Below are 12,705 nucleotides of genomic sequence, written 5' to 3'. Positions count from 1 at the left end.
TCGGTGGAGTTCCGGATCAACGGTGAGGATCCGGGGCGGGGTTTCCTGCCCGCGCCGGGCACGGTGACGCGTTTCGACGCGCCGACGGGTCCGGGTGTGCGGCTGGACGCGGGTGTGGAGTCCGGCAGTGTGATCGGTCCGGCGTGGGATTCGCTGCTGGCCAAGCTGATCGTGACCGGTGCCACGCGTGAGCAGGCGTTGCAGCGTGCGGCGCGGGCGCTGGGCGAGTTCACGGTGGAGGGGATGGCGACCGCGATCCCCTTCCACCGTGCGGTCGTCACCGACCCGGCGTTCGCACCCGCCGACGGCAGTCCGTTCACGGTGCACACGCGGTGGATCGAGACGGAGTTCGACAACACGATCCCGCCGTTCGCGGGTGCGGTCGTGGACGAGGACGACGCGCCGGGCCGGGAGACCGTGGTGGTGGAGGTCGGCGGGAAGCGCCTGGAGGTGTCCCTGCCCGCGTCGCTGGGGATGACGCTGGCGCGGACGGCGGCCGCGGGGGGTGCCAAGCCCAAGCGGCGGACGGCGGCGAAGGCGGGTGCGGCGGTCTCGGGTGACGCGCTGCCCTCGCCGATGCAGGGCACCATCGTGAAGGTCGCGGTCGAGGAGGGCCAGCAGGTCACCGCGGGTGACCTGATCGTGGTCCTGGAGGCCATGAAGATGGAACAGCCCCTGAACGCCCACCGGTCGGGCACCGTCATCGGCCTCAAGGCCGAAGTCGGCACCTCCGTCTCCTCCGGCGCCGTCATCTGCGAAATCAAGGACTGACGCCACAGCACGCACGAAGGCGGTACGGCAGCGGCCGTACGTACGAAACGCCGGTGGGGCCGGTCACGACGACCGGCCCCACCGGCGTTCGCGCGCCGGTCCACGCGCGCGGCTCCGTACCGTCAACGCGGTCAACAGAGCCCCGTCAACGGGTCACCGTCAGCGCAGGGACACCGGTTTCGGACTGCGCAGCGCCAGGACCAGGGCGACGGACAGGGCGGTGAAGACCGCGGCGGCGGTGAAGGCGGCGGTGGCGCCGTGGATGAACGGCTCGCTGTGCGCGTGGCGCGAGACGGTGCCGAACACCGTGACCAGGATGGACAGTCCGAGGCTGCCGCCGACCTGCTGCATCGTCTGGAGCAGGCCGGACGCGGAGCCCGCCTCCTTCGGCTCGACGCCGGAGAGGATGAAGGTGTTGAGCGGCATCATCGTGAAGCCGACGCCGACACCGATCAGGATCAGCGGGCCGAGGATGCCGCCCGCGTACCCGTCGGACGCGTTGAGCGTGGAGAGCCAGACCGTGCCGCCGACGTTGAACAGACCGCCGGTGGCGGCGACGCGCTTGGCGCCGAAGCGGGCGAGGGCGCGCGGGGCGAGGCGGGCGGCGACGAACAGCGGTCCTGCCAGCGGCAGGAAGGCGAAGCCGGTCCGCAGCGGGCTGTAGTGCAGATACGTCTGAAGGTACTGGGTGGAGAAGTAGAACACGCCGAACATCCCGGCGGGGACGAGCAGCATGATCCCGTACGCCAGCGCGCGGTTGCGGTCGAGGAAGAGCCGCAGCACGACCAGCGGGCGCTCGACGCGGGTCTCGTTGATCAGGAACGACACGAGCAGGGCGGCGGCGATGACGAAGCTGGTCAGGGCGCGGGAGTCAGTCCAGTGGCTCTCGCCGACGCGGATGAAGGCGTAGACCAGCGAGGCCATGCCGAGGGTGCCGGTCAGGGCGCCCGCGATGTCGAACCGGCCGCCGGGGTGCCGCTCGGTCTCCTTGATGTAGCGCGGGGCGAGCAGCACGATGGCCAGGCCCACGGGGACGTTGACGAAGAAGACCCAGCGCCAGGAGCCCCAGTCGGTGAGCATGCCGCCGACGGTGAGGCCGATCGCGGAACCGGCGCCGGAGATCGCGGAGAAGACGCTCAGCGCGCGGTTGCGTTCCGAGCCCTCGGAGAACGAGGTGGCGATCAGCGCCAGGGTGCTGGGCGCGGCCAGCGCGGCGGCGGCGCCTTGCAGGCCGCGGGCGATGAGCAGGGTGGTGGAGTCGTTGGCGACGCCGCCGGCCACGGAGGCGAGGGTGAAGGCGCCGACGCCCCACATCAGCGCCCTGCGGCGGCCGATCAGGTCGCCTATCCGGCTGCCGAGCAGCAGCAGGCCGCCGAAGGCGAGCGTGTAGACGTTCAGCACCCAGGACATGCCGGTGGGCGAGAAGCCGAGATGGGTGCCGATGCCCGGCAGGGCGACATTCACCACGGTGGCGTCGAGCAGCAGCATGAGCTGCGTGCCGACGATGGCCACGAGGGCGATGAACGGTCGCCCGCGGGCGGGGGACGGAGTGCGGGATGCGGTGGAGAGCGCGCGCACTGCGGGTGTGGACATGCTGAGTAAGCCTCCAGCGGAGAGCAATAAACGGAGGGTTCCTCCGTTAACTATACGGAGACAGCCTCCGGTTCTACAATCGCTTTTGGGCGGACTTTGACGAACGATGGGTTCGGGCGAGCCGCGGGCACGGGTGGCGTGGGCGTGGTCAGCCGTGGACGTGGGCGCGCCGCGGGTACGGGCGAGCCGTGAGGACCGGCACTTCAGGAGGCATGACGCCATGCGGGCAGACGCGCAGCGCAATTACGACCGGCTGCTGGAAGAGGCCGCCCAGGCCTTCTTCGTGCACGGCACCGACGTCGCCCTGGAGGACATCGCGCGGCAGGCCGGGGTGGGCATCGGCACGCTGTACCGCCACTTCCCCGACCGCTACACCCTGATGAACGCCGTCTTCGAGCGGGAGCTGGTCAAGCTCAACGCGCGCGCGCAAGAACTGCTGGAGGAGCCGGACCCGGTCGACGCGCTCACCAAGTGGCTCTACGCGGTCGCCGTGCACTCCACCGCGTACCGCGGCCTCGCCAAGGCCATCATGTCCGCGCCGGACGCGAAGATGCCCGCGTGCAAGGCGCTGCTGCGCTCGTCGGGCGAGGCGCTGCTGCGGCGTGCGCAGGACGCGGGCGAGATCAGGCCGGACGCCACCATGTCCGACCTGCTCAAGCTGATCAACGCGATCGTGCTGACCGCGGAGAACAACCGGGAGGACACGGGGCTGTTCGTTCGTCTGATGACGCTGACCCTGGACGGCCTGCGGACCCGGCAGGACACCGGCCGCGGGGCCGTGGAGGACACCGGCCGCAGGGCCGTGAGGGAGACGGCCGCGGAGCCGGTCTAGGAAGCTCGGGCAGCGGGGAGCTCCGGTGGGCGGGGTGCCCTAGCGGCGGCGGACGTCCGCCAGCCGCGGGGTGGGCTCGGTGCCGCCGCCTCCGGCCAGCGACGGGCCGCCACCGGGCAGCGGCTGGGCGCTGCGCAGGGGCTGGGGCCGCCGGGGTCCTGGCAAAGGCTGGTCGTGGCGCGGACGTCCGGCGGCGATGGCGTCCGCGCCGGTCAGCGGCGCCACGGTGATCTGCACGCCGCGGTCGGCGAGCGCCTGGAGTTCGGTACCGGCCCGCTCGTCGCCGCCGGGCGGCTCGTCGGTGACCAGGTGGGTGATGAGGTCGGTGGGCACGGTCTGGAACATCGTGTCGGTGCCGAGCTTGGTGTGGTCGGCGAGGACGACGACCTCGGCGGCGGACTGCACCAGCGCCCGGTCCACGCTCGCGGAGAGCATGTTGGACGTGGACAGGCCGCGTTCGGCGGTCAGGCCCGCGCCGGACAGGAAGGCGCGGGAGACCCGCAGCCCCTGGAGGGACTGCTCGGCGCCGCTGCCCACCAGGCCGTAGTTCGACCCGCGCAGCGTGCCGCCGGTCATCACCACCTCGACCCGGTTGGCGTGCGCCAACGCCTGTGCCACCAGCAGGGAGTTGGTGACCACGGTCAGTCCCGGCACCCGCGCGAGCCGACGGGCCAGCTCCTGCGTGGTGGTCCCCGCGCCGACGACGATGGCCTCGCCCTCGTCCACGAGATCGGCGGCGAGTTCGGCGATGGCCGACTTCTCCGCGGTCGCTAGATGGGATTTCTGCGGGAAACCGGACTCCCTGGTGAAGCCACCGGGCAGGACCGCACCGCCGTGTCGGCGGTCCAGCAGTCCTTCGGCCTCCAACGCCCGCACGTCCCGGCGCACGGTCACTTCTGAGGTCTGGACGACACGGGCGAGTTCACGGAGCGAGACCGCCCCGTTCGCCCGCACCATTTCGAGGATCAATTGGCGACGTTCTGCAGCGAACACGGAACCGACAGTAACGCCAACGTCCGTCGGCTTTCAGCACTTTGCACCAGATGACGGAAGTCGTGCACAAAAGAGACCGGCGAGTGCTATACGCCGACCGTGCGTTCGCAAACGGCGCCTTTCCGGATGACGCGAGGGGCCGTCAGCCCAGATCCGCCTCGGCCGCCTTGCGGGTGTGCAACTGCCGTGCCACCTCGGCCACCGAGCCGGACAGCGACGGGTACACGGTGAAGGCGCTGGCGATCTGCTCGACCGTCAGATTGTTGTCGACGGCGATCGAGATGGGGTGGATCAGCTCGCTGGCCTTGGGCGCGACCACCACTCCCCCGACCACGATCCCCGTGCCGGGACGGCAGAACAGCTTCACGAAGCCGTCCCTGATGCCCTGCATCTTGGCCCGCGGATTGCGCAGCAGCGGCAGCTTGACGACATTGGCCACGATCCGCTTGTTGTCCACGTCGGCCTGCGTGTAGCCGACGGTGGCGATCTCCGGGTCGGTGAAGACGTTCGAGGAGACCGTCTTGAGGTTGAGCGGGGCCACCGCATCGCCGAGGAAGTGGTACATCGCGATCCGGCCCTGCATGGCCGCGACCGACGCGAGCGCGAAGATCCCGGTCACGTCACCGGCCGCGTACACGCCGGGCGCGCTCGTCCGCGACACCTTGTCGGTCCAGATGTGACCGGAGTCGGTCAGCTTCACGCCCGACTCCTCCAGGCCCATGCCCGAGGTGTTCGGGATCGCGCCGACCGCCATCAGGCAGTGCGTGCCCGTGATCACCCGGCCGTCGGCCAGCGCGACCTCGACCCGGTCGCCGATCCGCTTGACGGACTGGGCGCGGGAGCGGGCCATCACGTTCATGCCGCGGCGCCGGAAGACGTCCTCCAGTACGGCGGCGGCGTCCGGGTCCTCGCCGGGCAGCACCCGGTCGCGGGACGACACGAGCGTCACCGTGGAGCCGAGCGCCTGGTACGCGCCCGCGAACTCCGCGCCGGTCACGCCGGAACCGACCACGATCAGTTCCTCGGGCAGCTCGTCCAGGTCGTAGACCTGTGTCCAGTTGAGGATGCGCTCGCCGTCCGGGAGCGCGTCCTCCAGTTCGCGCGGGCGCGCGCCGGTCGCCACGAGCACCGCGTCTGCGGTCAGCCGCTCGGTCGTGCCGTCCGCGGCCTCGACCACCACGCAGCGGCTGCCGTCGGCGGCGGTCTGACAGCCGTCGAGCCGCCCCCGCCCGCGCATCACCCGGGCGCCGGCCCGCGTCACGGACGCGGTGATGTCGTGCGACTGCGCGAGCGCCAGGCGCTTCACGCGTCGGTTGACCTTGCCCAGGTCCACCCCGACGACGCGCGCCGCGCGCTCCAGCGGCGGGGTGTCGTCGGCGACGATGATGCCGAGTTCCTCGTACGACGAATCGAACGTCGTCATCACCTCGGCGGTGGCGATGAGGGTCTTGGACGGTACGCAGTCGGTCAGCACCGACGCCCCGCCCAGGCCGTCGCAGTCCACGACGGTCACCTCCGCGCCGAGCTGCGCCGCCACCAGGGCAGCTTCGTAGCCGCCGGGTCCGCCTCCGATGATCACGATCCTTGTCACGTACCCCATTGTCCCGCACGCGCCAAGTGTTCTCCGCCAGGGGGCACGCTTGTCCGATCCGGGCGCCGTCGCCCGCCGTCCGGACACCCCGAAACGGCGTGCGGCCGTCCGCCGCGCGTGCTCCCGTACTCTCGTGGTCATGTCGCTCTACGCCGCCTACGCCAGCAACCTCGACGCGCGGCTGATGACCCGCCGCGCCCCGCACTCCCCCCTGCGCGGCACCGGCTGGCTCGACGGCTGGCGGCTCACCTTCGGCGGCGAGCAGATGGGGTGGGAGGGGGCGCTTGCCACGCTCGTGGAGGACGAGGACAGCCAGGTCTTCGTCGGGCTGTACGACATCGCGCCCGTCGACGAGGAGTCGCTCGATCGCTGGGAGGGTGTGCCGCTCGGTCTCTACCGGCGCGCCACCGTCCGCGTTCACACGCTCGACGGGGAGGTCGCCTCGTGGCTCTACGTGCTCAACGACTACGAGGGCGGGCTGCCCTCTGCCCGCTACCTGGGTGAGTTGGCTGACGCCGCCGAGTCTGCCGGGGCCCCGCATGACTACGTCATGTCCCTCCGCAAGAGGCCCTGCTAGCGCCTGGGCCTTTCCCGGCCGTGTCTTTTTTCCCACCCGCCCACCCGTGCGGGTGTTTTCTTCGTCTGCGGGTGCCGCTTGTGCCTGGGTCGGTGCCGGTCCGGGGCACCTCCTCGAAATGCGGCTACCTGGCCTTGCCCATCCGGCACCCTCCCTGTCACCGCATTTCTGCGGGGGCACCCCGGCCCGTCCCCTCCCGGTACGTCGGCGTCCGCCTGTCCGGTGGGGGTGGCCGGGGTGGGTGTCCAAGACCGTGAGGGCACCCCGAGCGTCCTCCACCCAAGGGGCTGCATGGGTGGCGCACAGGCACACGCCGACGTACTGGAGCCCTCGCGCCCACCCCGGCAGGTCGACGGCGGCGCAGGACCCGCACCCCACCCCCGTCCGTCACCACAGCCGACCGTCAGACGCCGACGTGCCCGAGCCCATCCATCCCCCTCCCGCCGCCGCGGGCGGGTCGGGGGGCGCAGGGGCCGAGCCCCCACCCACCCCCCTCCCGGCAACCCCCACCGGACCGTCGGACGCCGACGTACCGGGAGGGGACGGGGCGGGGTGCCCCCGCAGAAATACGTTGACGGCCGGGTGCCGGATTCGCGAAGGCCAGGTGATACGGATTTCGAGGAGGTGCCCCGGCCCGGCACCGACCAGGCACAAGCGGCACCCGCAGACGAAGAAAGCACCCGCACGGGTGGGCGGGCGGGCAAAAACGGGGTCCTGCCGGAGGAGCCGCACTTCGTAAGCCCAGGGCACCGTCTACGCGCGTAGGCCGAGACAGGTTACCCTCATGCGCGTGAACGCTTCTGTGAATGCCGACCCCTACGCCGCGGCCGACGCCGCCGCCGCCCGCCTGCGCGAGCTGACCGGCGCCGAGACCCACGACGTCGCCCTGGTGATGGGCTCGGGCTGGGTGCCCGCGGCCGACGAGCTGGGCGTGGCGGACTATGAGCTGTCGATCACCGACCTGCCGGGCTTCCCGGCCCCGGCGGTGGAGGGCCACTCGGGCAAACTCCGCTCCGTGCGGATCGGCGGAGTGCGCGCCCTGATCTTCCTGGGCCGTACGCACCTGTACGAGGGCCGGGGCGTCTCCAGCGTCGTGCACGGAGTGCGCACGGCGGTGGCGGCCGGCTGCAAGACGGTGGTGCTCACCAACGGCTGCGGCGGCCTGCGCCCCGGTTACCTGCCGGGCCAGCCGGTGCTGATCAGCGACCACATCAACATGACGGCGACCTCGCCGATAGTGGGCGCGAATTTCGTCGACCTCACCGACCTGTACTCGCCGCGGCTGCGGACGCTGTGCCGCGAGATCGACCCGACCCTGGAGGAGGGCGTCTACGTCCAGCTTCCCGGGCCGCACTACGAGACCCCGGCCGAGATCGGGATGGTGCGGGCGATCGGCGGCGACCTGGTCGGGATGTCGACCACGCTGGAGGCCATCGCGGCCCGCGAGGCCGGCGCCGAGGTGCTGGGCATCTCGCTGGTCACGAACCTGGCCGCGGGCATGACGGGCGCGCCGCTCAACCACGAGGAAGTGCTGGAGGCGGGCCGCGAGTCCGCGACCCGGATGGGTTCGCTGCTCGGGCGCGTCCTCGGACGTCTGTAGGCACGTGGAGCCCGCGGGCGCGTAAAGCCGGGTGGACGGGCGGGGTAGTACGTAAAACTGACCCTGCCGGTGGAAACCGGCCCTGCCGCCCCGCGCGGCGGCATCGGCTGGAGGGGCGGGCCCTGGCGGCCCGACCCACGTGGAACGGAGAGCGGCATGGCGGGCGGAAACGGCGGGCGTGAGCTGGTGGAGCGCGCGCGCCAGTGGCTGGCGGAGGACCCGGACCCGGACACCCGCGCGGAGCTGGCGGGCGTCCTGGAGGCCGCGCAGGCGGGCCCGGACGACCCGCGCGGCGCGCAGGCGCTCGCGGATCTGGGGGACCGTTTCAGCGGCACGCTCCAGTTCGGCACCGCGGGCCTGCGCGGCGAGCTGGGCGCCGGGCCGATGCGGATGAACCGCGCGGTGGTGATCAGGGCCGCCGCGGGCCTGGCCGCGTATCTCGGGGAGCGCGCCGAGGACGCCCTGGTCGTGGTCGGCTACGACGCCCGGCACAAGTCGTACGACTTCGCGCGCGACACCGTGGCCGTGATGGTCGGCGCCGGGCTGCGCGCCGCGCTGCTGCCCTCGCCGCTGCCGACGCCCGTACTGGCCTACGCCATCAGGCACTTGGGCGCCGCGGCCGGGGTGATGGTGACCGCGAGCCACAATCCGCCGCAGGACAACGGCTACAAGGTCTATCTGGGCGACGGCTCGCAGATCGTGCCCCCGGCCGACGCGGAGATCGCCGAACGGATCGCCGCGGTGGGCGCGCTGGCCGATGTGCCGCTGGCGGCGGGCGGTTGGCGGGTGCTCGGCCCCGACGTGGTGGAGGCGTATCTGGCCCGCGCGGCGGGCGTGGTCGCCGAGGGCGGCGCGCGCGATGTGTCGGTGGTCTACACGCCGATGCACGGGGTGGGCCTGAGGACGCTGATGGCGGCCTTCTCCCGCGCCGGTTTCCCCGCGCCGACGCCCGTGTCCGAACAGGCCGAGCCCGACCCGGACTTCCCCACCGTGGCCTTCCCGAACCCGGAGGAGCCGGGGGCGATGGACCTGGCGTTCAAGTGCGCCCAGTCCGTCGGCCCCGACGTCGTGATCGCCAACGACCCGGACGCCGACCGCTGCGCCGTCGCCGTACCCGACCGCGACTCCCCCGCGGGCTGGCGGACGCTGCGCGGCGACGAGTTGGGCGCGCTGCTCGCGGTGCACCTGGTGCGTACGGGCGCGGCGGTGGCCGGGCGCGACACGTTCGCGGCGAGCATCGTCTCGTCGTCGCTGCTGTCGAGGATCGCGGCGGGCGCGGGCCTGGCGTACCGGGACACGCTGACCGGCTTCAAGTGGATCGCCCGCGTCGAGGGCCTGCGGTACGGGTACGAGGAGGCGCTGGGCTACTGCGTCGACCCGGGGGGCGTACGCGACAAGGACGGCATCACGGCGGCGCTGCTGATCGCCGAACTGGCCGCGACCCTCAAGCAGCACTCGCGCACGCTCACCGACCTGCTGGACGACATCGCGCTCGACCACGGTCTGCACGCCACCGACCAGCTCTCGGCGCGGGTCGCGGACCTCTCGCTGATCGCGGACGCGATGGCCCGGCTGCGCGATCGGCCGCCGGCCGCGCTCGCGGGCCTCGCGGTGACGTCGGCGGACGATCTGGCCGAGGGCAGCGAGCAGTTGCCGCCGACGGACGGGCTGCGCTACCGCCTGGCGGGCGCCGGGACCGTCGAGTCGGCGCGGGTCGTCGTCCGGCCGAGCGGGACCGAGCCGAAGCTGAAGTGCTACCTGGAGGTCGTGGTGCCGGTCGCCTCGGCCGCCGATCTGGGCGCGGCGCGGCGTACGGCCGACGAGGTGATGGCCGCGCTGAAGGCGGATGTGGCGTCGGCGGCGGGTATTTGACGGCGCGTCACATCGCGTGCGGGTCGGGCCCGTTCAGTCGCGGGTCAGATAGCTGAAGCCGGTGTCCGGGCCCACGCAGGTCTGGAGGGTGAGGTCGCCCCAGTAGAGGCCGTTGTCGGGGCCGCCCCTGCCGGGGTTGACGTAGGTGGCGTAGACGTGGAAGGACAGCGTGCCCTTCGGGGTGTCCAGGGTGACGCGGGTGCCGACCGGCAGCGGGGCGAGCTTGTCGTAGCCGCAGTAGTCGTGGCCGACGATGACGGAGGTCCGCATCTCGTAGCCGTCGGAGAGCGCCGGATCGGGTCCCGAGAACAGCACGGCCGCCCCGCACGCGTCGATGGTGGCCTGGTCGCCGCGCACGACGGGCCGTGACCAGTCGCCGATCCGCAACACCGTGGTGCCGGGCGGGTATTGACGCTCGGCGGCGGCCTTCTTCGGCGCGGCGGGTGCGCCGCGGGACGGGTTCGGCCCCGGCCGGGCGGCCGTCGTGGCGGGCGGCGGCGCGCCCGTCCGGGAGGGGGCGGCGGATGCCCCGGCTCCCTTCGTGCCCTTCGTGCCCTTCACGGCCTCGGCCTTCCCGGTCGGCGGCGGGAAGGCCGGTGGGGTGCTCGCGGCCGGATCGGCGTACGGACGCGGCCGGTTGGCGTCCCCGGCCGGTGACGCGGCGGACGGGTCGGGCACGGTAGGCGCGCTGGGCACGGCGGGCGCGGACGGCCGCTGTACGGGGACGCGCGTACGGTCCGCGGCGGCCGGTGGGGTGTGCGCCGCCGGGTGGGCGCACGAGGTCAGGGCCGCGGCCAGCGCGGTGGCCACGGACGCGGTCAGCAGCGCGGGTGCGTACGGGCGGCACCGTGGGCTGCGCGGAGGTCGCACGGGGCGCCGCCGCTCAGCCGAACCGGCCGTTGACGTAGTCCGACGTGCGTGGGTCCTGCGGGCGGTTGAACATGTCGTCGGTCGGGCCGTGCTCCACGATCACGCCGGGCGTGCCCTGTTCGGCGAGGAAGAAGGCGCAGGAGTCCGAGACACGGGCGGCCTGCTGCATGTTGTGGGTGACGATGACGATGGTCACGTCGTCGGACAGCTCGCCGATGGTCTGCTCGATGCGCCGCGTGGAGGTCGGGTCGAGCGCGGAGCACGGCTCGTCCATCAGCAGCACGCGCGGCCGTACCGCCAACGACCGTGCGATGCAGAGGCGTTGCTGCTGGCCGCCGGAGAGCGCGCCGCCGGGCTGCCGCAGCCGGTCGCGTACTTCCTTCCACAGCCCGGCCTTGGTCAGGCACTCCTCGACCAGGTCGTCGCGCTCGCCGCGCCCGGCCTTGACGCCGTTCATCTTCAGTCCGGCCAGCACGTTGTCGTAGATCGACATCGCGGGGAACGGGTTCGGCTTCTGGAACACCATGCCGATCTCGCGGCGGGCGTGGGTGATCCGGCGGCCCCGGTCGTAGATGTCCTCGCCGTCGAGCAGGACCTGCCCGGCGAGCGAGGCGGTGCCGATCAGTTCGTGCATGCGGTTGAGGATGCGCAGGAAGGTGGACTTGCCGCAGCCGGAGGGGCCGATCAGCGCGGTGACGCGCTGTGCGGGCATGGTGAGCGACACCCGGTCGAGCACCTTGTGGTCGCCGAACCAGGCCGACACCTCACGGGCGTCGAGGGTCGCGGAACGGGAGGCGGAACGGGGGTCGGAGCGGGGGTCGGAGCGGGGGTCGCCGCCGGTCGGCGGGTCGCCGGGGACGGGCGGCAGTACGACGGTCTCGTCAGTCGCTGACATCGTGTTCCTCATATGCGTCGGGTATGCGTCGGGGCGGTTCGTGGCGGGCTCGGTCCGAAAGCGGCTCAAGCGGTCAGGTCCCAGGCGGTCCGGTACCAGGCGGTCCGGTCCCGGGAGGTCCGGCCTCCAGCACGCCGGTCCAGCACACCGGTCCCAAGTACGCCGGTCTCACAGCAGGTTGGGCAGCAGGCGGGTGGCCTCACCGGACAGGGCGACCACGACGGCGGCGAGCACCGGGACCGCGCAGATCCACGTCTGCCAGCGCCCCCAGCGCCGGTAGGTCCAGGTGACGGCGACCGCGACGAGCAGCAGCCCCTGCGTCCACAGCAGGATCGGCAGCCAGGCGGCCGGGTCACCGGCCAGCGGCTGCTCGGCCGCCGAGATGCCGCCGCCCGCCGCCGGGCCCGGCTGGACGTCGCTGACCAGTTCCGCGTCCACCCGCAGCACACCGTGCGGGGTGTAGAGGCCGCCGGTCGCGGTCATCAGGATCAGCCGGCCCTGTCCGGTGCCGGGCAGCGCGGGCGCCGGGTCGCCCGCGTGCCGCACTCCGGTCACCTGGTACCGCTGCTGGCCCTGGCCCGTCGTGACGGTGATCGGGTCCCCGGCCTTCAGCTCGTCGATGTGGTTGAACGGGCTGCCGTAGCCCCACTGACGGCCCATCACGATGCTGGTGCCCGGCTGGCCCGGCAGCGGGGTGTCCCTGCGGTGCCCAGGACCCGACCTGAGCACACCGGACGTCGTGCCCTGGAAGACGACCTCCTTGAGGCCGATCGCCTTGATGTGCAGCACCGCGACCGGCGAACCCAGCGGCACGGGCTCGCCCTTGTCGTCCAGGCGGCCCACCGGGGCCGTGCCCTTGGCGAGTTGGGCGCGCAGGTCGGCGTAACCGGTCTGCTGGGCGCGGGCGTGCTCGACGTGGCCGAGCAGCGTGAGATTGACGACGAATCCGAGCAGCAGCGCGGCCAGCAGGGTCAGCGCCGCGCCCGGGATGACGAACCAGGCGGCGGGCGGCTGTTCGGCCGCCCGACCTATCTGCGGCTCGGCCGGTTCCGGCGGCGGCCCGGCGGCCTCGCGGGACGGTGACAGTACGGCCACGGGTGGCGCTCCTTCG

At 72.6% G+C, this 12,705-nt stretch carries 11 protein-coding genes; 5 read left to right on the top strand and 6 right to left on the bottom strand.

Going from position 1 to position 12,705, the window contains the following annotated elements; translation table 11 throughout:
• On the top strand, positions 1–771 hold a 771-nt coding region (locus tag ACFZAM_RS30555), incomplete at its 5' end, for a biotin/lipoyl-containing protein (protein ID WP_391050568.1).
• Between the two features lie 159 nt (positions 772–930).
• Here ACFZAM_RS30555 and ACFZAM_RS30550 read toward each other — a convergent pair.
• Entirely contained in the window at positions 931–2,364 is a 1,434-nt protein-coding gene (locus ACFZAM_RS30550; RefSeq protein WP_391050566.1) for a DHA2 family efflux MFS transporter permease subunit, read from the bottom strand.
• 220 nt (positions 2,365–2,584) lie between these two features.
• Between ACFZAM_RS30550 and ACFZAM_RS30545 the strand changes: the two genes are divergently transcribed.
• A complete protein-coding gene (locus ACFZAM_RS30545; RefSeq protein ID WP_355350344.1) occupies positions 2,585–3,196 on the top strand; it encodes a helix-turn-helix domain-containing protein in 612 nt (203 codons plus the stop codon).
• A gap of 39 nt (positions 3,197–3,235) precedes the next feature.
• Here ACFZAM_RS30545 and ACFZAM_RS30540 read toward each other — a convergent pair whose 3' ends face one another.
• Positions 3,236–4,189 carry a DeoR family transcriptional regulator gene (locus ACFZAM_RS30540; RefSeq protein ID WP_391050564.1) on the bottom strand — a complete coding sequence of 318 codons (954 nt, stop codon included), beginning with the start codon at positions 4,187–4,189 and terminating at the stop codon, positions 3,236–3,238.
• A 142-nt stretch (positions 4,190–4,331) separates the two neighbouring features.
• Positions 4,332–5,789 carry an NAD(P)H-quinone dehydrogenase gene (locus ACFZAM_RS30535; protein WP_355350338.1) on the bottom strand — a complete coding sequence of 486 codons (1,458 nt, stop codon included), beginning with the start codon at positions 5,787–5,789 and terminating at the stop codon, positions 4,332–4,334.
• 130 nt (positions 5,790–5,919) lie between these two features.
• Here ACFZAM_RS30535 and ACFZAM_RS30530 point away from each other — a divergent pair, with 130 nt between their 5' ends.
• The 3 genes from ACFZAM_RS30530 (at position 5,920) to ACFZAM_RS30520 (ending at position 9,829) form a co-directional block, all read left to right on the top strand.
• Entirely contained in the window at positions 5,920–6,357 is a 438-nt protein-coding gene (locus ACFZAM_RS30530; RefSeq protein ID WP_355350335.1) for a gamma-glutamylcyclotransferase, read from the top strand.
• 784 nt (positions 6,358–7,141) lie between these two features.
• Positions 7,142–7,957 (top strand): purine-nucleoside phosphorylase, encoded by an 816-nt coding sequence (locus tag ACFZAM_RS30525; protein ID WP_391050561.1) that lies wholly within the window; start codon positions 7,142–7,144, stop codon positions 7,955–7,957.
• Positions 7,958–8,113: 156 nt separating this feature from the next.
• A complete protein-coding gene (locus ACFZAM_RS30520) occupies positions 8,114–9,829 on the top strand; it encodes a phospho-sugar mutase (protein WP_391050559.1) in 1,716 nt (571 codons plus the stop codon).
• 33 nt (positions 9,830–9,862) lie between these two features.
• Here the strand turns inward: ACFZAM_RS30520 and ACFZAM_RS30515 are convergent, their stop codons facing one another.
• The 3 genes from ACFZAM_RS30515 to ACFZAM_RS30505 all read right to left on the bottom strand — a co-directional run bounded on the left by ACFZAM_RS30515 (position 9,863) and on the right by ACFZAM_RS30505 (position 12,689).
• A complete protein-coding gene (locus ACFZAM_RS30515; RefSeq protein ID WP_391050555.1) occupies positions 9,863–10,699 on the bottom strand; it encodes a hypothetical protein in 837 nt (278 codons plus the stop codon).
• 13 nt (positions 10,700–10,712) lie between these two features.
• The gene (locus ACFZAM_RS30510; protein WP_391050553.1) at positions 10,713–11,594 is read right to left on the bottom strand and encodes an ATP-binding cassette domain-containing protein; all 882 of its coding nucleotides are present in this window, start codon (positions 11,592–11,594) and stop codon (positions 10,713–10,715) included.
• A gap of 168 nt (positions 11,595–11,762) precedes the next feature.
• Positions 11,763–12,689 carry a sortase domain-bontaining protein gene (locus ACFZAM_RS30505; protein WP_391050551.1) on the bottom strand — a complete coding sequence of 309 codons (927 nt, stop codon included), beginning with the start codon at positions 12,687–12,689 and terminating at the stop codon, positions 11,763–11,765.
• Positions 12,690–12,705 lie beyond the last annotated feature (16 nt).

The organism is Streptomyces sp. NPDC008079, from assembly GCF_042957385.1.
Classification (GTDB): Bacteria; Actinomycetota; Actinomycetes; order Streptomycetales; family Streptomycetaceae; genus Actinacidiphila.
This window is presented reverse-complemented; position numbering and strand designations above follow the sequence as displayed.